Annotated in this window: 23 protein-coding genes; 17 read left to right on the top strand and 6 right to left on the bottom strand. The window is 66.5% G+C overall.

Translation table 11 applies throughout. The features are described from left to right. Positions 1 to 10 precede the first annotated feature (10 nt). Together BM167_RS00475 and BM167_RS00470 are read left to right on the top strand one after the other, a co-directional pair. Positions 11 to 1,015: an NAD(P)H-binding protein gene (locus BM167_RS00475; RefSeq protein ID WP_092887190.1), complete on the top strand. Its 1,005-nt coding sequence runs from the start codon at positions 11 to 13 to the stop codon at positions 1,013 to 1,015. After that, positions 1,016 to 1,741, top strand: coding sequence for a DUF7530 family protein (locus BM167_RS00470; RefSeq protein WP_092887187.1), 726 nt, complete (start codon positions 1,016 to 1,018; stop codon positions 1,739 to 1,741). Positions 1,742 to 1,755: 14 nt separating this feature from the next. Here the strand turns inward: BM167_RS00470 and BM167_RS18270 are convergent, their stop codons facing one another. After that, positions 1,756 to 1,929: a DUF5786 family protein gene (locus BM167_RS18270; RefSeq protein WP_177213255.1), complete on the bottom strand. Its 174-nt coding sequence runs from the start codon at positions 1,927 to 1,929 to the stop codon at positions 1,756 to 1,758. A gap of 100 nt (positions 1,930 to 2,029) precedes the next feature. Between BM167_RS18270 and BM167_RS00465 the strand changes: the two genes are divergently transcribed. Next, positions 2,030 to 3,019: a DUF5784 family protein gene (locus BM167_RS00465; RefSeq protein WP_092887184.1), complete on the top strand. Its 990-nt coding sequence runs from the start codon at positions 2,030 to 2,032 to the stop codon at positions 3,017 to 3,019. Here the strand turns inward: BM167_RS00465 and BM167_RS00460 are convergent. Then, positions 3,016 to 3,300, bottom strand: coding sequence for a DUF5789 family protein (locus BM167_RS00460; RefSeq protein WP_092887181.1), 285 nt, complete (start codon positions 3,298 to 3,300; stop codon positions 3,016 to 3,018). The genes BM167_RS00465 and BM167_RS00460 overlap by 4 nt on opposite strands. A gap of 142 nt (positions 3,301 to 3,442) precedes the next feature. Between BM167_RS00460 and BM167_RS00455 the strand changes: the two genes are divergently transcribed. Both BM167_RS00455 and BM167_RS18265 read left to right on the top strand, forming a co-directional pair. Next, entirely contained in the window at positions 3,443 to 4,273 is an 831-nt protein-coding gene (locus BM167_RS00455) for a PHP domain-containing protein (protein WP_092887178.1), read from the top strand. 65 nt (positions 4,274 to 4,338) lie between these two features. After that, a complete protein-coding gene (locus BM167_RS18265) occupies positions 4,339 to 4,503 on the top strand; it encodes a DUF6757 family protein (RefSeq protein ID WP_177213254.1) in 165 nt (54 codons plus the stop codon). Between the two features lie 184 nt (positions 4,504 to 4,687). Here the strand turns inward: BM167_RS18265 and BM167_RS00450 are convergent, their stop codons facing one another. Beyond that, the gene (locus tag BM167_RS00450; RefSeq protein ID WP_092887175.1) at positions 4,688 to 5,206 is read right to left on the bottom strand and encodes a DedA family protein; all 519 of its coding nucleotides are present in this window, start codon (positions 5,204 to 5,206) and stop codon (positions 4,688 to 4,690) included. Between the two features lie 120 nt (positions 5,207 to 5,326). Here BM167_RS00450 and hemB point away from each other — a divergent pair, with 120 nt between their 5' ends. The 7 genes from hemB (at position 5,327) to hemL (ending at position 13,089) form a co-directional block, all read left to right on the top strand. Continuing rightward, positions 5,327 to 6,307: a porphobilinogen synthase gene (hemB, locus tag BM167_RS00445; RefSeq protein WP_092887172.1), complete on the top strand. Its 981-nt coding sequence runs from the start codon at positions 5,327 to 5,329 to the stop codon at positions 6,305 to 6,307. 363 nt (positions 6,308 to 6,670) lie between these two features. Beyond that, entirely contained in the window at positions 6,671 to 8,053 is a 1,383-nt protein-coding gene (locus BM167_RS00440) for an ammonium transporter (protein WP_092887169.1), read from the top strand. Further along, complete coding sequence (locus BM167_RS00435; RefSeq protein ID WP_092887166.1) at positions 8,046 to 8,423, top strand: nitrogen regulatory protein GlnK1; 378 nt, start codon at positions 8,046 to 8,048, stop codon at positions 8,421 to 8,423. The genes BM167_RS00440 and BM167_RS00435 overlap by 8 nt, the downstream gene beginning before the upstream one ends. A gap of 446 nt (positions 8,424 to 8,869) precedes the next feature. Continuing rightward, on the top strand, positions 8,870 to 10,225 hold the full coding sequence (locus tag BM167_RS00430; protein ID WP_092887163.1) for an ammonium transporter: 1,356 nt from the start codon (positions 8,870 to 8,872) through the stop codon (positions 10,223 to 10,225). Between the two features lie 2 nt (positions 10,226 to 10,227). Further along, a complete protein-coding gene (locus BM167_RS00425) occupies positions 10,228 to 10,596 on the top strand; it encodes a nitrogen regulatory protein GlnK1 (RefSeq protein WP_092887160.1) in 369 nt (122 codons plus the stop codon). Positions 10,597 to 10,756: 160 nt separating this feature from the next. After that, complete coding sequence (locus BM167_RS00420; RefSeq protein WP_092890991.1) at positions 10,757 to 11,479, top strand: CPBP family glutamic-type intramembrane protease; 723 nt, start codon at positions 10,757 to 10,759, stop codon at positions 11,477 to 11,479. 272 nt (positions 11,480 to 11,751) lie between these two features. Further along, positions 11,752 to 13,089 carry a glutamate-1-semialdehyde 2,1-aminomutase gene (gene hemL, locus BM167_RS00415; RefSeq protein ID WP_092887157.1) on the top strand — a complete coding sequence of 446 codons (1,338 nt, stop codon included), beginning with the start codon at positions 11,752 to 11,754 and terminating at the stop codon, positions 13,087 to 13,089. 27 nt (positions 13,090 to 13,116) lie between these two features. Here hemL and BM167_RS00410 read toward each other — a convergent pair whose 3' ends face one another. Next, positions 13,117 to 13,902, bottom strand: coding sequence for a YihY/virulence factor BrkB family protein (locus tag BM167_RS00410; protein ID WP_092887155.1), 786 nt, complete (start codon positions 13,900 to 13,902; stop codon positions 13,117 to 13,119). A gap of 88 nt (positions 13,903 to 13,990) precedes the next feature. Between BM167_RS00410 and BM167_RS00405 the strand changes: the two genes are divergently transcribed. After that, on the top strand, positions 13,991 to 14,443 hold the full coding sequence (locus tag BM167_RS00405; RefSeq protein ID WP_092887152.1) for a hypothetical protein: 453 nt from the start codon (positions 13,991 to 13,993) through the stop codon (positions 14,441 to 14,443). A 1-nt stretch (position 14,444) separates the two neighbouring features. Here BM167_RS00405 and BM167_RS00400 read toward each other — a convergent pair whose 3' ends face one another. After that, positions 14,445 to 14,882 (bottom strand): hypothetical protein, encoded by a 438-nt coding sequence (locus tag BM167_RS00400; RefSeq protein WP_092887149.1) that lies wholly within the window; start codon positions 14,880 to 14,882, stop codon positions 14,445 to 14,447. A 138-nt stretch (positions 14,883 to 15,020) separates the two neighbouring features. On the opposite strand from BM167_RS00400, the gene hemC reads away from it, so the two are divergent. From hemC to BM167_RS00380, 4 genes are all read left to right on the top strand, one after another. Then, entirely contained in the window at positions 15,021 to 16,124 is a 1,104-nt protein-coding gene (hemC, locus tag BM167_RS00395) for a hydroxymethylbilane synthase (RefSeq protein WP_092890989.1), read from the top strand. Positions 16,125 to 16,128: 4 nt separating this feature from the next. Then, positions 16,129 to 16,974 carry a uroporphyrinogen-III C-methyltransferase gene (cobA, locus tag BM167_RS00390; RefSeq protein WP_092887146.1) on the top strand — a complete coding sequence of 282 codons (846 nt, stop codon included), beginning with the start codon at positions 16,129 to 16,131 and terminating at the stop codon, positions 16,972 to 16,974. Then, positions 16,971 to 17,714: a uroporphyrinogen-III synthase gene (locus tag BM167_RS00385; protein WP_092887143.1), complete on the top strand. Its 744-nt coding sequence runs from the start codon at positions 16,971 to 16,973 to the stop codon at positions 17,712 to 17,714. The genes cobA and BM167_RS00385 overlap by 4 nt, the downstream gene beginning before the upstream one ends. 96 nt (positions 17,715 to 17,810) lie before the next feature. After that, complete coding sequence (locus BM167_RS00380; RefSeq protein ID WP_092887140.1) at positions 17,811 to 19,223, top strand: RecJ family nuclease; 1,413 nt, start codon at positions 17,811 to 17,813, stop codon at positions 19,221 to 19,223. Between the two features lie 450 nt (positions 19,224 to 19,673). Here the strand turns inward: BM167_RS00380 and BM167_RS00370 are convergent, their stop codons facing one another. Beyond that, positions 19,674 to 19,979: a DUF8036 family membrane protein gene (locus tag BM167_RS00370; RefSeq protein WP_092887134.1), complete on the bottom strand. Its 306-nt coding sequence runs from the start codon at positions 19,977 to 19,979 to the stop codon at positions 19,674 to 19,676. Positions 19,980 to 20,033 lie beyond the last annotated feature (54 nt).

The following is a 20,033-nucleotide window of genomic DNA, read 5'->3' as shown; positions in this document are numbered from 1 at the left end:
ATGAACGGACATGCGCGTACTCGTTACGGGCGCGACGGGGTTCGTCGGCAGCCACCTCGTCCCCGCCCTCCTCGATGCCGGCCACGACGTGACCGTCCTCACGCGGGATGCAGACCACTACGACGGCCCGGAGAGCGTCCGCATCGTCGAGGGGAACGTCCTCGAATCGGGGACGTTCGAGTCGGCACTCGACGTCGACGCGGCGTACTACCTCGTTCACTCGATGGCCTCGGGCGACGACTTCGAACGAGAGGACCGACTCGGCGCCCGGAACTTCGCTCGGGCGGCGTCTGAGGCGGGAGTAAAGCGAGTCATCTACCTCGGCGGCCTCGGCGAGGAACGCGACAAACTGTCGCCGCACCTACGCTCTCGGCGGGAGGTCGAGTTCATCCTCGAAGACGGCGACTACGAGGTGACGACGCTTCGGGCCGCAATCGTCGTCGGCGACGGGAGCGCGGGGTTCGAGACGGTGCGGCAGTTGGCCGCCCGCCTGCCGGTGATGTTGACGCCGCGGTGGGTCGATACGCCCTGTCAGCCCATCGCAATCGGAGACGTGGTCCAGTACCTCGTCGGCGTCCTCGACGCGCCGGAGACGGCGGGCGAGACGTACGAAATCGGCGGCCCAGACGTGCTGACCTACGGCGAGATGCTCGCTCGCGTCGGCGAACAGATGGGTCGGAAGCCCCGACTCATCGAGATACCGGTGCTGTCGCCCGGCCTCTCGTCGTACTGGGTCGGACTCGTGACGGATATCCCCGCCTCCGTGGCGCGGCCGCTAATCGAGGGGCTGAAGAACAAAGTCGTCGTCCACGACGACAGCATCAAAGACCACGTCTCTGTGGACCTCACGACGTTCGACGAGGCGGTGAAGAACGCACTCGCGTCCGCCGAGACGGCAGACGAGGAGTCGGGCGTGGTCCCGCCGTTCGGCGAGGACGCCGACGAGAACGAGGACGGGGAGGCGCGGGCCGCCGACTCGGACGCGGGCGCGGGGTCGAGTGCGGTGGACGACTGAATGCAACGAGGCCCCCCAGAGGAGAGACCGGCCGCACAGACGGAGTACGGCGAGGCGTGGGTGTACGAGAGCATCGTCGGCGCGCTTCCGGGAATCGAACTGACCGACGGCCAAGCGATAGCCCTCCAGTTGGGCCTGTTCCAACTCGGAGTGTTCGTCTTCGCGTGGGTGTACGACCTGTGGGGCGCCGTCCTCCCCGGAACCATCGCGGTGGCCGTCGCCGCCGTCGGGAGCGTCGTGATGCTGCGGATGGGTCGGACGACGCGCCGTCTGGACCTGCCGGAGGCGTACGGCCGGATGCTGTTCGGGTCGAGCATCGAAGTCGTCCTCGGCGTCCTCGCGTTCGTCGCACTCGTGACGCATCTTTTCGTCTTCGAACCGCGACAGGAGGCGACGCCTCTCGTGGAGTCGCTTTTCGGGACGGAACCGCCCATCGTCGTCGTCTACCTGATGCTTCTGGTGCTTTGGGACCTCTGTTACCGCATCGGCACCTCGTGGTGGGCCGCCGTCGTCGCCGCGTGGCGGTCCCGGCGGTACGCGTTCGACGAATCGACGGCGACGGCGTTGCGCCGCGTGGACGCGTGGAACGTCCTCTTCGGCCTCTCCCAACTGGCTTTACTCCCCTTTCTCACGGACCGACCGGTGTTGCTCGCGGCGGTGGGCGGACACGTCGTCGCCGTCTCCGTCGTGTCGGCGGTGGCGGCGGCGTCGCTACGAGTTCGGTGACGAGAAAAGAGCGCTCACTCGTCTTTCATCTTCCGGAACTGGTCTAAGAGGGCCTCCGCGGAGTTGCCGGAGTCGTACTCTACCTTACCCTGATAGACGGTACGCTCGTCGTCGAACCCCGCGTCGACGGTTCCGTTCTTTCGCTCACGGCGCTCGTGTTCGTCTTCGTCGTATGCCCCCATTGACATGGTACAACATACCTTTGGCAATCCGAGTCATATATAACTATCGCCGAGCGGTTCGCGACCGACGCGGAACGGATAAACCCGACGCCCGCATAGATGTGGTGTGGCACGCCCACTTCGCTTTCGGCACGCACCCGGCCGATGGACCCGAGATCAGGTCCGCCGGGACATCTACGACGACCTCGACCGGAACCTCGGCGCGACGATGACTACGCCGTGGTTCAAAACGCCCCCCGGCTACGAAGGGCACCGATTCGAGATGGACAACGGCGACGTGGCGCTGTTTCTGTGGAACGACGAGGAGGCGTACTGGCTCGGAAACACCGAGACGCCGAAGTGTCTCTGGAACACCGAAAAGTACGGCTTCACCGAAGTACCGCACGGCGTCTCGCGGTGGGCGACGCGCGAACTGACGGCGCAACTCCACGACGAGTCGCCGTGGCTCGAACCGTACCCGCATCTCTCGTGGTACTTTCTTCCGGTGTTTCTCTCGAAGGACGGCCGAGAGACGACGCGGACGTTCTTCCGAGAACACGCCGCCGGGTTCCCCGACGCGACGGCCGAGGAGGCCTTGGAGTACTTCGATTCGTTCCTCCGAACGGGGGTCTTAGACGACGAACGCGAGGTCATGGCCGGGAAACTCGGCACCTCCGAGTATCTGGACCTCACTCGGATGACGGCGGCGATGGGCGAGTTCAACGCGGCGCGGGTCCTCCACGACGCCGGATACGCCCTCGAACCGGAGATATCCGTCTCAACCGGACACGCAATCGACTTCCGCGCCGAGAAGAACGGCACCGGAACCCTCGTCGAAGTGACGCGGCCGTTGCCGCCGAACCGACGGAACGCGGGCACGGGCGTCGCCGCCGTCCGCGACACCGCAGAGACGAAATCCGTCGGGCAGTTACAGGAACACGGCGGCGGCGTCGTCCTGTTCGTCGACTGCTCCTCCTTCCCGGACGACGACTGGATGGCCGTCAGAAGCGAGAAACCGGAGGTTCACCACCGTCCGGCGGTCGTGTTTCGGACGCGGCCCGACGGCCGCACCGACGGATACACGAAGGGGAGCGTCCCCCTCGAACTACCGTTCTAGAAGGAGACTTCCTGAGAGCCTTTTTCGCCGAGCGTGTAGACGTCGCGGTCGCTGTAGTACCGCCGACCGATGGCCTCGTGGCCGACGCCGCAGAACACCGCGTTCCGCGCGTCGGCCGCGCAGGTGTAGGTTTCCGAGCCCATGCGTTCGAGTACGTCTGCGAGCGTCTCGGACCCGTTCGGGAGTTCGATAGTCTGCTCGCCGTACTGTTCGACGAGTTCTTCGGTCGTCGCGGGGTACTCGTGGGCGTCGATCAGGTCGCCGGTTCCGTTCAGGCGCATTACACCCAAAGCGAATCGGAGGAGAACTATAATGTTTTTCCATGATGGTCATAAGTCTCCTTGGATTCCTTAATGAACATTAATGGACGTGGTGAGGAGCGCAGACGCAAGCGATTTGCGGCGTCCGCGCGGAGCAAGACCCGTGATACGGGACCGCAACGGCGAGTTCGACGGGGAGACGCCCGTCGCAGACCTGCATCTTCACACGACCGCATCCGACGGAACGCTCACCGTGCCCGAACTGCCGGCGGCGGCCCGCGACGGCGGCGTCGCCGCGATAGCCGTCACCGACCACGACAGAGTCCACCCGGACCTGGACGCGCCCGTGACGACGCTAGACGGCGTGACCGTCGTCCGCGGCATCGAACTCCGCGTCGACGCGGGCGACCAACGGGTGGACCTTCTCGGATACGGCGTCGAAGACGTGCCCGCCATCCGTGACCTGACCGAACGCATCCAACGCGACCGGAAAGAGCGCGGGCGGCGAATCGTCGACCGGGTGGAGTCGCGTCTCGACGTCTCCTTGGACGTGGAACTCGGCGAGGGAATCGGCCGACCGAACGTCGCGCGGGCCGTCGCGGAGAGCGACGCACCGTTCGACTATCAGGGCGCGTTCGACCACCTCATCGGCAGCGACGGCCCCTGTTACGTCGCGCGGTGGGTCCCCGACTTCGAGGCGGGCGTCGCCGCCCTGCGCGACTCCTGTGCCGTCGTCGGACTGGCACACCCCTTCCGGTATCCCGACCCCGAATCCGCGCTGGAACTCACGTCCGAACTCGACGCAGTCGAGCGGTTCTACCCCTACGGCGGCGCGAGTGCCGAGAGGGAGGACGGGGAACTCCTCGACGAGTACGTCGAACGAAACGAGTTGCTCGCGACCGGCGGAACGGACGCCCACGAGAAGACGCTCGGCGTCGCAGGGCCGCCCCGAGCGGAGTTCGAGGCGTTCGCCGCGTGCGTGCCGGGCGTCTGACGCGAGCTCTCGTCGCCGATAACCGGGAGCGTAGAGTTAAACCGGATGAAGAGCCAAGGTCGTGTATGAAGTGCCACTACTGCGACCGCGAGGCCGCATACGCCGCCGAAAAAGACGGAATCAAGGTGGGTCTCTGCGAGCGGCACTTCCGAGAACGAGTGGAAGAACTCGCCGACTCCGAAGAACTCGCCGCCCTGAGAGAGCAGATCGATATCGACCGCACCGAGTGACCTTCATGTCGCAACCCGCGGTCAATATCGAGTAGATATCGATCGCACCGAGTGACCTTCATGTCACAACCCGCGGTCAATATCGAGTAGATATCGATCGCACGGAGCGAGCTATCTCTCGCGGGAGACGACCGGTACCGAGTGACCGTCGAACGACCCACGCCTCGCGAGTCCCCGCGCCGACTCACAGCATCGTATCGAAGTAGACGTAGAGTGCGGCCAGAATCGACTCGAACGAGAGTGTCCCTATCGCCGAGAGCGCCACGAACTTCCTGTCGTTCATCTCGGCGAATCCCGCGGGGACGGTTATCATCCCGCGCGTGAACAGGAGGGTGTTGCTCACGGGGACGACTATCGGACCCCACCTGTCGAACCAGCCGTCGAACCGGTCGAGTTTCCCCTCGCTTATCTTGAACCACCGCTTCGAGAGTAGATACTCCCGGCCGCCGCGTTGGGCGACTTTGAAGAGCGCGTACTGGCCGATCGTCGCGCCGACGACGGCGACGGCGAGGACGCCGACGAGTTGGTCGGGGCCGAGAAGAACGAGTGCCGCGGGGACGACGAGTTCGCTCGGCATGAAGTACATCAGCATCGCGCCTTCTAAGACGAAGACGCAGAACAGCGCCACGTAGGCCCACCGCGAGTTCAAAAGCGCCTGCAGTTCGGCGGGCATCTGCGCGACTTGTACCGGCAGGGCGTCCATCGCCTTCGACTACCCCCGTCGCGGGCAAACGCTTTTCGCTCGCCGCACGCGGTGGGAACCGTCCGAGACGCGCGCGTCGAGAGCGATGCGATTTTTCCCGGTCGGACCCAAGCACCGGCGATGACTCTCAGCGACCGACCCCGACGGCTCCGTACGGACGGCGTGCGCCCACTCGTCAGCGAGACGCGTCTGGAGGCGACGGACCTCGTCGCGCCGATATTCGTGGACGCGACGACGGACGAACGCGTCCCCATCGAGACGATGCCGGGTCACGAACGCGTCCCTCTCTCGGACGCCGTCGCCCGCGCGAGAGAGGTACTGGAGACGGGAGTCGAGGCGGTCATGCTGTTCGGCATCCCCGGGTCCAAGGACGAACGCGGGACGCGCGCGTGGGCCGAAGACGGGGTCGTACAGGAGGCGACGCGCCGAATCACCGCCGAGACGGACGCGTACGTCATCACGGACGTCTGTCTCTGTGAGTACACGAGCCACGGCCACTGCGGCGTCCTGGAACACGACGCCCGCGAAAGCCCGACGCTCACCGTGAAGAACGACGAGACGCTCGACCTCCTCTCGAAGATAGCCGTCTCCCACGCCGAGGCGGGTGCGGACATGGTCGCACCGAGTTCGATGACCGACGGGATGGTCGGCGCGATACGCGGGGGGTTAGACGCCGCGGGGTTCGAGGGCGTCCCCATCATGTCCTACGCCGCAAAGTACGAGAGCGCGTTCTACGGCCCGTTCCGCGACGCCGCCGACGGTGCCCCGGCGTTCGGCGACCGGAGGCACTACCAGATGGACCCGGCGAACGCGCGGGAAGCCCTCCGCGAAGTCCGACTCGACGTCGAACAGGGGGCGGACGTGCTGATGGTGAAACCGGCGCTCGCGTACCTCGACATCGTCCGGGCGGTTCGCGAGGAGTTCGAGCATCCGGTGGCGGCGTACAACGTCTCCGGGGAGTACGCGATGCTGCACGCCGCCGCGGACAGGGGATGGATGGACCTCGAAACGACGGCGCACGAGTCCCTTCTGTCGATGAAACGCGCGGGCGCCGACCTCATCGTGACGTACTTCGCCGAGGACGTCGCGCCGGGCCTGTAGCGGCGTCGAGACCGTCCGCGGCCGTCGGCGAGCGCCCGGAATCCGTTTTCCAGCGTTTCGAGACGTACCACCTCTTTCCGTGTCGCGCGCGAGGATACGCCGTCGGTCCGGCAATATTCTCCTGTACGTTCGTCCAGAGACGCGACGGAATCGGCGAGAAAAGTGGACGGAAAACGGCCTTATACACATAGTATTGTTCTCAAGATTGTCCGGTCGTCTATAATCACGAGCCAAAACTTGACATTTTTAACTCCAAATTTTATATGTTACCTATCCGTGAGCATCTCGCGTGAACTCGAACACGAAGCGGAACGGATATGGAGAAACGGTGGACAGTCAGTCACATATTGAGGTGGTGACGGGATGATTCCCATACAGGTGGATCCGAGCGCGGTCGCAAGCGGCGTCAACAACGTCTGGGTGTTGGTCGTCACGTTCCTCATCTTCTTCATGCAACCGGGCTTTGCCCTCCTCGAAGCGGGGCAGGTTCGCGCGAAGAACGTGGGGAACGTCCTGATGAAGAACATGACCGACTGGATTCTCGGCGTCCTCGTCTACTTCGTGGTGGGTGCGGGCGTCGTGACTATCGCCGGGGCGTTGACCTCCGGCGGCGAGTTCGGAGGGGCGTTCGCCTACGTGAACGACCCGACGGCGTGGATCGGATGGCTGTTCGGCGCGGTGTTCGCGATGACCGCCGCCACCATCGTCTCCGGCGCGGTGGCCGAACGCATGGAGTTCAACGCGTACGTGCTCTTTACCGTCCTGATGACGGCGTTCATCTACCCCGTCGTCGTCGGGTTCACGTGGGGTGGCGGCCTCCTCTCGGGCGACGGCTTCGTCGGTGCCGCACTCGGTGTCGGCTACCTCGACTTCGCCGGTGCGACCGTGGTTCACATGTGCGGCGGCATCGCCGGTCTCGTCGCCGCGAAGATGGTCGGCCCGCGCAAGGGACGCTTCGACGCCGACGGGAGCAGCAACCCCATCCCGGGACACTCGATGTTGCTCGCCGTCCTCGGGACGTTCATGCTCGCGTTCGGCTGGTACGGCTTCAACGTCGGCACGCAGGCGACCGTTCTCGTGGTGGCCGACGACGGCAGTCTCGCGTTCATGGGAGCCGAACTCGGCCGCGTCGCCCTCGTGACGACGCTCGGCATGGGTGCCGGCGGCGCGGGCGCGATGGCCGTCTCGGCGTCCCTGCAGGGCAAGCCCGACCCGCTTTGGACCGCGAACGGCCTGCTCGCGGGTCTGGTCGCGGTCACCGGCGCGGTACCGCACGTGACGTGGTGGGGCGGTCTCGTCCTCGGGGGACTCGGCGGACTGATAGTCCTGCCAGCCTACCGGTTCACCGTAGACACGCTGAAGGTAGACGACGTCTGCGGCGTCTTCGCGGTTCACGGCGTCGCCGGCGCGATGGGGACGGCTCTCATTCCCGTCTTCGGAGCGGACGGCTTTCTCGGCGTGAACCAACTACTGTTGCAGGTCGTCGGCGTCCTCGTCATCGCGGCGTGGACCGTCATCGCGTCGGCCGTCGTCCTCGGCGTCATCGACGCCGTCGTCGGCCTCCGCGTGACCGAAGAAGAAGAACGTGAGGGACTCGACCTCGGCGAACACGGCGTCTCGGTCTACCCCGAGTTCGTGCCCGACGGGGCTCGCGACGGGTCGATGACGACCGACGGCGGCGAACTCAGAACCGACGGCGGCGCGGCGGGTCAGACCGAATCTGCGACGGAGAACGACGATGAGTGACGAATCCATACCCGAACCCACGGACGGCGGTATCGAACTCGTGATGGCGGTCATCCGACCGGACAGACTCGGCGACGTAAAGCAGGCGCTGGCGGAAGTCGGCGCGCCGTCGCTGACGGTGACGAACGTCTCCGGCCGCGGGTCCCAACCGGCGACTAAGGGCCAGTGGCGCGGCGAGGAGTACACCATCGACCTGCACCAGAAGGTCAAGATAGAGTGCTTCGTCGCGGACATCCCCGCGGAGGACGTCGTAGACGCGATTATCGACGCCGCACAGACGGGCGAACCCGGCGACGGCAAGGTGTTCGTCCTCCCCGTCGACTCGGCGGTCCAAGTCCGCACGGGCAAGGAGGGAGTCGACGCCGTCTGAGTCTCCGTCCCTCGAACCCGACTCGCTCTGACACCTCCGAACGGCTCTTTTCCGTCGGCTCTCCGCTCGCGGCCCGCGCGTCTTCCTGCCGAGCGACTGCTTTTCTCGCCCCGTTGCGCCGCCCGCGTCTCTCGCGCGCCGAACTCTCCGTTCCCTCTTCGCCCCGACGTTCACCTCAGCTCCCGGTTACACGCACGTCGAAAAATTCGGCAACATTTGTTCGACAACCGACCACATTACGACCTTATATTGCTTGTATACGCATATATATCGGACGAGCGTCGATTATACGGCTTGGAAACTTACGTTTGTTAACGCTAACCGTTATAAGCAATCGCGAGCACAGATACTGACGAGAACTCCGAGACAAACCTTGGAGAATATACCCAAATAATGAACGACCGTCCATTCAATCTCGGCTCGAAAGCGTTCGACGGAGGTATCGCATGCTAACCCCCCTACAGACCGACCTCGCGGCCGTCGTCGAGGGCGTGAACCTCGTGTGGGTGCTGACCGTCACGTTCCTCATCTTCTTCATGCACGCCGGGTTCGCGATGCTCGAAGCGGGGCAGGTTCGCTCGAAGAACGTCGCGAACCAACTGACCAAGAACCTCCTGACGTGGAGCGTCGGAGTGGTCGTCTACTTCCTGCTCGGCGCGGCCGTTTCGACTATCGTCGGCGGCCTGACCGGCGGCGGTCCCGTCTCCGTGTCGGGGGCGTTCGCGGACGTGTACGCACCGGAGGCCGCGGCCACGACGGCGTGGGTCGATTGGCTGTTCGGCGCGGTGTTCGCGATGACCGCCGCCACCATCGTCTCCGGCGCGGTGGCCGGACGCGCGAGACTCCGCGCGTACGTCAGCTACACCGTCCTCCTCGCGGGCGTCATCTACCCCGTCGTGGTCGGGGTCACGTGGGCGGGCGGCTTCCTCTCTACGCTCGGCTTCCACGACTTCGCGGGCGGCATGATAGTCCACGGGATGGGCGGCATCGCCGGTCTGACCGCGGCGTGGGTCATCGGCCCGCGCATGGACCGCTACAACGACGACGGAAGCGCGAACGTCATCCCCGGCCACTCGATGACGTTCGCCGTCCTCGGAACGCTCATCCTCGCGTTCGGCTGGTACGGCTTCAACGTCGGCACCGCCGCCTCCCCCCTCGCTCTCACCGAGAGCGGTGAGGTGACGCTCGGCGCGTTCGCCTACGTCGGCCGCGTCGCCCTCGTGACGACGCTCGGAATGGCCGCCGGAGCCATCGGCGCGGCCGGGATGGCCATGTACCAGACCGGCAAGGTGGACACGCTGTACGTCGCAAACGGCCTGCTCGCCGGCCTCGTCGGCGTCACGGCCATCGCGGACGCCATCGTCTGGCCCGGCGCACTCGTCGTCGGCCTCCTCTGCGGCGTCCAACTTCCCCTCGTCTTCTCGTTCGTCGAGAAGCGCCTGAAGATAGACGACGTCTGTGCCGTGTTCCCGGTTCACGGCTCCGCGGGCGTGTTGGGCGCGGTTCTGTTCCCCGTCTTCGCCACGGGCGTCTGGAACGGCAGCGCATCGGTCGTCGAACTGGCCGTCCCGCAACTCGTCGGCGTCGCGGTCATCGGCGTCTGGACGTTCGTCGCGACGGCCGCCGTCTTCGGCCTCTTCCGTTCGACCGGACAGGCCCGCGTCACCCGCGAACACGAACGCGAGGGACTCGATACCTCCGAACACGGCGTCGATACCTACCCCGAGTTCGGTCGCCCCGAGTCGGAAACCGGCCTCCGCGCGGACGGCGGAGCGTTCACGGACGCGGAGCGTGAGGAGTAATCATGAGTGACGAACTTCCAAACGACGGAGAGATTCGACTGGTAACGGCCGTCGTCCGACCGGACAAACTCGGCGACGTAAAGCAAGCACTCGCGGAAGTCGGCGCGCCGTCGCTGACGGTGACGAACGTCTCCGGCCGCGGGTCCCAACCGGCCAAGAAAGGCCAGTGGCGCGGCGAGGAGTACACCGTCGACCTGCACCAGAAGGTCAAGATAGAGTGCTTCGTCGCCGACATCCCCGCAGAGGACGTGGCGGACGCGATCGCCGACGCCGCGCGGACGGGCGAACCCGGCGACGGCAAGGTGTTCATCATGCCCGTCGACGACGCCGTGCAGGTCCGCACGGGCAAGACCGGCCGCGACGCCGTCTGAGTCGGTCTTCGACGCGGTTCCGCTGTTTTTGCGCGCGTTCGTCGCCGCCGAGACTCGGTCCTCTCTGGCGCGAGGAGTCGTCGTTCGGAGGGCCGACGCGGGGGAGACTCGCCGGGTCGGAGACGAAAAGAGCAAAGACGGGGTCCGTCGGAGAAGCGGTATGGCTCTCTCGCCGATCACTCTCGGGGGACTCCTCGTCGCTCTCGCGGGGTTCGAGTTGCTCGATCGCGGGAGAGAGTGCCTCGGGTGGACAGGCGGCGGCGAACTCAGAGACCACGTCTGGAAGTGGGCCGTCCCCGCCGCCCTCCTCCTCGTCGTCGCCGCGGAGGGAGAGACACTCGCGTCCGTCGGGTGGCGCGTCGGAACCGTCGGGGGGTTCCTCGGAGACGTGGCCGTCGGCCTCGCCGTGATGTTGGGCGCGAACCTCCTCATGGCTCCCGTCTGGGCGCGGGTGGGCGACGGCGGCGAGAGCCTCCTCGAAGGCATCCGGACGTTCGCCTCCCTCTCGGTTCCGGAACGACTGTTCGTCGCGTTCACCGCGGGCGCGACGGAGGAGTTCGCGTTCCACGGCTACGCCGTCGAGCGACTGCTCGCTCTGACCGGAAGCTATCCGCTCGCGGGGTTCGTCTCGTTTCTGGCGTTCACGCTCGGGCACCACGGCGAGACGTGGGACCGACACGCCGTCGTCCGCATCGCCCAACCGGCGCTTTTGACGACGCTTCTCTATCTTTGGTTTCGGTCCCTGCCCGTCCTCGTCGCCGTCCACGCCGTCAACGACGCCGTGGGGTTGCTCGCGGTGGGGCGGTACGCGCCCGGAGACAGAGAGGGGGCGGACGGAGACGAAGCGGGGGAACCGACGTCCGTCGTCCGCTGGTTGGACTGAGAGCGGTGACGCCGAGACGTCACCGACCGTCGCCGCGCCCGCCGAACGCGCGAATTCTCACTTGCTCGCCACATTCGGTTCGCGCGTGTCGTCCGCCACGAGGCAGTTGGGCGTGGCTTCGGCCGCGTAGTAGTCGTTTATAATACCCGTATTGACAGTTCCGTAGCGGTACGGGGCGGTCGGGTCCGGACCGGACGGATACGCCTCGGTAGGGGGGATGGTTCGACCGCCGAACCCCGTACTTCTTTTTGCCGCCGGTCGAACCGCCGCCCATGAATCACGACGAGTCCCGCGACCTGTACGACCGGTCGCTCTCGGTCATGCCCGGCGGGGTCAACTCCTCGGTTCGTGCAGTTCGGCCGTACCCGTTCTTCGTCGAACGCGGCGACGGCGCGCACGTCATCGACGCCGACGGGAACCGCTACACCGACTACGTGATGGGCTACGGACCCCTCCTGTACGGACACGACATGCCGGACCCGGTTCGCTCTGCGGTCCAGTCGTACGCCTCCGACGGGCCGATGTACGGCGCGCCCACGGAGATAGAGGTAGACCACGCCGAGTTCGTCGCGCGACACGTCCCCTCCGTCGAGAAGATTCGGTTCGTCAACTCCGGCACCGAGGCGACGGTGTCGGCCGTCCGCCTCGCCCGCGGGTACACCGGTCGAGACAAGATAGTCGTCATGAAGGGCGGCTACCACGGCGCACAGGAGTCCACCCTCGTCGAGGGCGAACCCGGAGACACCGCGCCGAGTACGAAGGGCATCCCCGAGTCGTTCGCCGAACACACGATTCCGGTGCCGTTCAACGACGAGGCGGCGATAGACGAGGTGTTCGAGGAGTACGGCGACGACGTCGCCGCCGTCCTCACGGAACCCATCCTCGGGAACACGGGTATCGTCCACCCCGTCGACGGCTACCTCCAACACCTCCGCGACGTGACCGAAGAGCACGGGTCGCTCCTGATATTCGACGAGGTCATCACGGGGTTCCGCGTCGGCGGCCTCCAGTGCGCACAGGGGAAGTTCGGCGTCACGCCCGACGTGACGACGTTCGGGAAGATAATCGGCGGCGGGTTCCCCGTCGGCGCGATAGGCGGGCAAGCGGAGATTATGGAGCGGTTCACCCCCTCGGGCGACGTGTTCCAGTCGGGCACCTTCTCGGGGCACCCGGTGACGATGGCGGCGGGACACGCCTCTCTGACCTACGCCGCCGAGAACGACGTGTACGACTACGTGAACGACCTCGCGGAGACGCTCCGACGCGGCCTGACCGACATCGTAGCGGAGAAAGCGCCCTCCTACACCGTCGTCGGCACGGACTCGATGTTCAAGACAGTCTTCACGCGCGAGGGGCCGGACGACCTGACGGACGCCTGCGAGGCCGGATGCGCGCAACGCGACGCCTGTCCCCGCTACGACTACTGCCCGAAGAACGGCGCGGACGTGTCGAACGCCGAAACCGAGCGCTGGGAGCGCATCTTCTGGCAGGAGATGAAAGACCGGGGCGTCTTCCTCACGGCGAACCAGTTCGAGTCGCAGTTCGTCTCCTACGCTCACACCGAGGAGGATATCGAGGAGACGCTGGAAGCGTACAAAGCGGCGCTGTAGGCGTCGTCGATTCGGGGGCTACAGTATTCAAATCGACCGGTCGGGGTCGATACCGCCGACCAGCGTCGCGTTGACGACGACGCCCAAGAGGAGTACGAACGCCGCGAGATAGAGGCTCGTGAGGATGATGATGATGCCGCTTATCACGCCGTAGACGGCGTACCGCCCGGCGTTGATGGCGTAGAGGTGGATGACGACGAGCAGAGCCGTCCATCCGATAGCGGCGGTGAGTGCGCCGGGAACCGCCGCCCGCAGGTCGGTCACCGTCCGCGAGGGGACGTAGTACAACGGGACGAACGCGACGGTGAGGACGACGAACAGGGCCGCGAGGGCGACGGGCGCGACGAGAAGCGTGTCCGGCAGAAACGAGAAGGCGGCGCTCGTCGTGACTATCGAGAACAGAGCCAACAGTAGGGACGCGAGGACGGCGACACCGCCGCACAGTTGGTGGCGTATCGACCATCCGCTGTCGCCCTCGACGCGTTCGACGACGGTCAGAAAGCCGACGGCGACGTTCGCTCCGCTCCACCCGAGGACGAGAACGGCGAGCACCGTCGCGCCGATCTGTCCCTCCGTCGCCGTCATCGCGTCGGAGACCAACTGCCGCGCCTCGGGCGTGAGAAACGGCGGCGTCACATCCCGAACACTCGCGGCGACCGGCCGACTGACCAGAGCCAACACCAACACGAGGAGCGGAAACAGAGAGACGAATCCGTAGTACGCGAGCGACGCCGCCGGATACTCCACGTCGTGTTCCTGCGCCGCCCGAGCGACGGCCAAAACTACGCCGAGTCGCCCGTCGATGTACGACATACACCGCTGTAGGGAGCCGAAACGTAAAACCGCTGTAGCGAAACGAGGCGGCGTCTGTTTTTTCTCTCCGGAGCGCGTCGTGCCAACTATGGACACGGACGTGACGACAGAACCGGGCGCGACGCGGGAGTACGACGACCCGTTGGGTGACCTCCTGCCGCGCGCCGACGTTGACTCGCGGTGGTGGTACTGGATAGCGGCCGTTCCGGTGTCCGCTCTCGTCGCTCTCGTCGGGGGCGTCTTCTTGCTCTTCGGCTTCTTCTTCGATCTCTTCTTGACGGGAGGTCTGTTGACGTTCGGGGTGACGTTCCTCTTCGTCCCCGTCGTCGGACTCGCGGGGTTGGTGCTGACGGTGATGTATCCGGTCGCGACGTACGTGGACGCCCGGGCGGTGGCGGAGTCGTCCGCGGAGTGGACGCCCGACCCCCTCGTGTGGGGACTCGTCGCCCTCGCGAGCGTCGTCCTCAGCGCGTTCTCTTTGAGCGTCGTGGCCGCCCTGTACTATCTCTACAAGCGACACGGCGCGGTCGGAACGCCGTGAGCTAGTCCGACCGGCCCCGCGCCGCGGGGTCGAGGCGAGCGCTCGCTATCTCTCGCGCGCGAGGCGACGTGACGACGAGCGCGAACCCGATTGCGAGGGCCCAACAGACGGCGTAGGCGGCGGCGAAGGCCCACGATTCGTCCGCGGCCCCGAGCGTCGTGAACTCGACGGCGACGACGGAGAAAACGGCGAGAGAGAGCGACGCGAGGAGGCCGAACGCCCAGACGCGGAGGACCGAAACCTCGGGATACTCGTAGTTCAGCCACCCGACGGAAACGGCGGTGGCGACGAGAGAGAGCCACCCCGGCGCGCCCGCGACGGCGGGAACGGCGGTGACGACCGTCTGTATCGGAGAGACGGCGGGCAGGAGTCCGACCCACAGGAGGGCGGTGCGGAAGAGGTCGGCGAGTTCGGGGGCGGCGCGGCCGGGGAGGGACACGGACGACGGTTCGCGCGAGATTCTGAATAGGTTTGGGTGAACGGACACGGCGACGAGACGGCCGAACGCCGCGGACTCGCGGGTGCGCGGGCGGAAGTGGTGGCCTTTTCACTCACCGGCGCGCACGTTCTAACAACGATGACACGCGGGACACTCCGATTGGCGACGCGGGGGTCAGACCTCGCGCTTCGGCAGGCGGCGAGCGTCCAAGAGGCGCTCTCCGGCCACCGATTCGACGTAGAACTGGTGGAGGTGGAGACGCACGGCGACCAGGTGCGCGACGAACTCATCCACCGACTCGGCAAGACCGGCGCGTTCGTCCGGGCACTCGACGAGAAGGTGCTCGACGGGAGCGTCGACGCCGCCGTCCACTCGATGAAGGACATGCCGACGGAGAGTCCGCAGAACCTCGTCGTCGCGGGCGTCCCGATGCGCGCGGCGGCGGGCGACGTTCTCGTCACGCCCGACGGGTCCGACCTGAACGACCTGCCCGCCGGCGCGACGGTCGGTACCTCCTCGCTCCGACGCAAGGCGGAGATTCTCTCCGCGCGTCCCGACCTCGACGTCGAACCCCTCCGCGGCAACGTCGACACGCGCGTCGAGAAACTCCTCGCGCCGTCGATGCAGGCCGAACACGAGAAGCGCGTGGACGCAGACAGCGACGAGAAAGCCGAGGCGACGGCGAAAGGCGACACCGCCGAGACGGAGTTCGACGAGTCCATCGAAGAGTGGTTCGACGGACTGCACGAAATCGAGCGTCGGGCGCTCGAACGCGACATCGAGACGGAGTACGACGCTATCGTTCTCGCGGAGGCGGGCCTCGAACGGAGCGGTCTGCTCCACACCGTCGAGTCCGTCCGCCTGCCGACCAGCGAGTTCGTCCCCGCGCCCGGACAGGGAGCCATCGCCGTGACGACCCAGTACGACGAGACGGCCGAAGACGTCCGCGACGCGATAGACCACTCGCGGACCCGGGTGGAGACGACCGTCGAACGGACCGTCCTCGAAGTTCTCGGCGGCGGATGCGTCGCGCCGATGGGCGTCCACGCGACCCTCCAAGGGCGACACGTCCACGTCACCGCGCGAATCCTCTCCGTCGACGGGGAACAGGAGGTCCGCGGGTCGCGGGACCTGCCGGTCGAAGACCACGCAGACGCCGCCGCGGAGTTCGCAGAAACGCTCGCGGAGAAGGGGGCCGACGAACTCGTCGCGGCGGCCCGCGAACTCGCGGACGAGGAGTGAACCGATGAGCGACCGAGACACCCACGACGCGACAGTCGAAGGCGCAGCGTCCGCGCCGGGGACGGTCTATCTCGTCGGAAGCGGACCGGGCGACCCCGAACTCATGACCGTGAAGGCCAAGCGACTGCTCTCGGAGGCGGACGTCGTCCTGCACGACAAACTCCCCGGCCCGGAGATTCTCGGCCAAATACCCGACGAAAAGCGCGAGGACGTCGGCAAACGCGCGGGCGGCGAGTGGACGCCGCAGGAGTACACGAACCATCGGATGGTCGAACTCGCCCGCGAGGGGAAGTCGGTCGTCCGCCTGAAGGGCGGCGACCCGTTCGTCTTCGGCCGCGGCGGCGAGGAGATGGAGCATCTCGCGGACGAGGAAATCCCGTTCGAGGTGGTGCCGGGCGTCACCTCCGCCATCGCCGGTGCGGGCGTCGCGGGCATCCCCGTCACCCACCGCGACCACACGTCTTCCGTCTCGTTCGTCACGGGCCACGAAGACCCCACGAAAGCCGAGTCCGCCGTCGACTGGGAGGCGTTGGCCGCGACGGGCGGCACCCTCGTCGTCCTGATGGGCGTCGGTAAACTGCCGAAGTACGCGAAAGCGCTCCGAGACGCCGGGATGGACGGCGAGACGCCCGTCGCACTCGTCGAACGCGCGACGTGGCCGGAGATGCGCGTCGCCACCGGAACGCTCGATACCATCGTCGACGTGCGCGACGCAGCGGAGATAGAACCGCCCGCGATAACGGTCATCGGCGAGGTGGCGGCGACGAGAGACCGAGTGGTCGATCTCCTCCGGAACCGGACCGGCGAACTCCCGACCGAAACCGCGGACTCGGAGGTGACGGAGGAGTGAACCGCGACGTTCGCGTCGCCGTCTTCCGCCCGGACGACGACAGGCTATCGGACGCCGTGGAACTGCTCGATTCGCTCGGCGCGACGCCCGTGCCCGACCCGATGCTCGCCGTCGAACCGACCGACGCGACGCCCGAAGACGCCGAGTACGTCGTCCTCACGAGCAAGACCGGCGTCGAACTCCTCGCCGCGGCCGGGTGGAGTCCCGACGGCGCGACGCTCTGTTGTATCGGCGCGTCGACGGCCGCCGCCGCCCGCGACGCCGGGTGGACGGTCGGCCGCGTCCCCGAGAAGTACACCTCCGCCGGACTCGTCGAACACCTCCGCGAGGAGGTGTCCGACGCGACGGTGGAAGTCGCCCGGTCGGACCACGGCAGCGACGTGCTGTTGGACGGCCTGCGCGAGGCGGGTGCACGCGTACACGAGACGGTCCTCTACCGCCTCGTCCGCCCGGAGGGGTCGGGCCAGTCGGCGGTGATGGCCGCCGGCGGCGAACTCGACGGCGTCTGTTTCTCCTCGTCTCTCACCGTCGACCACTTCCTCGACGCCGCGGCCGAACGCGGCCTCCGCGAGGAGGCCATCGCGGGCCTGAACGACGCCGTCGTCGGAGTCATCGGTCCGCCGACGCGGGAGACGGCCGAGTCCCACGGCATCGACGTGGACGTGGTTCCGGACGCCGCCGACTTCGAGGAACTCGTCTGCGACGTGGTGGAGACGGCCGCGCCGACGTACCGCGAGTGAACTCGGAACCCCGCGGCGAGACGCCCGTTCGCCGCGGATAGCGGGCGACGACTCACAGGCGAGAGTTTAAACCCGATACCGACCCAACCCCGAGTAATGGCAGGTCCCGTCCCCGAGATGGAGGCGCGCGCGGAGGCGTGTGCGGAACGACTGCGGGAGGCAGACCGGGTTCTCCTCGCCTCGCACATCGACGCCGACGGGTTGACGAGTGCCGCCGTCGCCGCGACGGCGTTGGAACGGGCGGAGATTCCGTTCGAGACGGCGTTCGCAAAGCAGTTAGACGAGACTGAAGTACGAAAGATAGCCGCCACGGAGTACGATACCGTGCTTTTCACCGACTTCGGGAGCGGTCAGTTAGACGTCGTCGCGCCGCACGAGGAGGCGGACGAGTTCACGCCGGTCATCGCGGACCACCACCGACCGGCGGACGCGGAGACGGAGTACCACCTCAATCCGCTCCTCTTCGGCATCGACGGCGCGTCGGAACTCTCCGGTGCGGGCGCGAGTTACGTTCTCGCTCGCGCACTCGAAACGGAGGGGGTCGACAACCGCGATTTGGCGGCTCTGGCCGTCGTCGGTGCGGTCGGCGACATGCAGAACTCCGAGGGCGGTCTGCACGGCGCGAACGCCGGTATCGTAGAGGAGGGCGTCGCCGCGGGCGTCTTAGAGGAGGCGACCGACCTCGTCCTCTACGGCAGACAGACCCGCCCGCTTCCGAAGTTTCTGGAGTACGCGAGCGACGTTCGCATCCCCGGCATCTCGAACGACGCGAACGGCGCGGTACGGTTCCTTTCGGACCTCGATTTGGATCTGAAAGAGGAGGGCGACTGGCGGCGATGGGTCGACCTGACGATGGACGAACGGAAGACGCTCGTGAGTGCCCTGATGCGCCGGGCCATCGCCTCGGGCGTCCCCGCAGACAGAATCGAGAGCCTCGTCGGGACGACGTACACCCTGACGGCCGAAGAGGAAGGGACCGAACTCCGCGACGTGAGCGAGTTCTCCACGCTCCTGAACGCGACGGCGCGGTACGAACGCGCCGACGTCGGACTCGCGGTCTGTCTGGGGAACCGCGACGGCGCGCTAGAGAGCGCCCGGACGTTGCTCAGAAACCACCGCCGGAACCTCTCGGAGGGCCTCCAGTGGGTGAAAAACGAAGGGACGACCGTCGAAGACCACGTCCAGTGGTTCGACGCCGGAACGCGAATCCGCGAGACCATCGTCGGCATCGTCGCGGGTATGGCCGTCGGGTCCGGCGGTATCAGTCGCGACAAGCCCATCCTCGCGTTCGCGGAGAAATCCGACTCGGAAGTGAAGGTGTCCGCGCGAGGGTCGCACGTCCTCGTCCGAGAGGGACTCGACCTCTCGGCCGTGATGCGCGAGGCGTCGCGGGCCGTCGGCGGCGACGGCGGCGGCCACAACGTCGCCGCGGGCGCGACCATCCCGAAGGGGAGAGAAGACGAGTTCGTCGCCGAAGCGAACCGAATCGTCGGCGACCAACTCGGCTGAGTCGGCGTTCACGCTACTTCGACGACCCGCCGCCGTGTCGCCGGTTCGAGGTTCTCCGTGAGCGACGGCGTTTCCGTCGTCGAGCGGAGTACGTCCAGTTTCGTATAGCGTCATGGGATATATTCCGTGGTGGTCGAGAGTACGACCCTGCCCGCTGAGACGGCGAAAGACGCCCGCAAACCGCGTTTCGGTGGACGAAACCGGGAGGTGAGGCCGTCACGTCCGCGACAGGGTTCTCGGAATCGAAGTCCGCGCATCGATTCGGAACGCGTCGGACGGCCACTGACGAGTGAGGTATCGGGCCGACGAGTGGGAGACTCGGGCGACGACCGGTCCGGACGCGCGGGCGGCGTTCGAGAGCGTTTCTGCTCCGGAGAAGAGGCGGGTGCGGAGTACACTGAGTCGTGAGTGAATCGAACGTCGCGATACAGAACCGAGAGGAGGTGAGAATCAGTCCGCCGTTATCCAGACGAGAAAGGCGACGGCCGCCGTTTCGGCGACGTGAACGGCCATCGTCGCCCGCCAGACCACCGGCGGAACCGCGGTTGCGAACCACGCAGACAGCGTCGGGTCGGCGAGGTAGTAGTACAACGAGAGAGCGTTCTCGGCGAGTAACAACAGACCGAAGACGAACAACCCGAGAGGGTGTTTCGTCCGGAATCGCAGGTAGTTCCGCCCCCAAACCGCACAGAGTCCGGCGAGCATGAGCACGTTCAGCCCCGACGCCCCCTGCGCGAGGGCGGCCCACGGACTCATCTGTCGGACCTGCGGCGTCCGGTCGTCTGGTTCGAGGTGTCAGGTAGCATCTCG

Origin of the sequence: Halopelagius inordinatus, from assembly GCF_900113245.1 — an archaeon.
Lineage (GTDB): Archaea > Halobacteriota > Halobacteria > Halobacteriales > Haloferacaceae > Halopelagius > Halopelagius inordinatus.
Note: the sequence above shows the minus strand (reverse complement) of the source record. Positions and strands in the feature narration are given on the sequence as shown.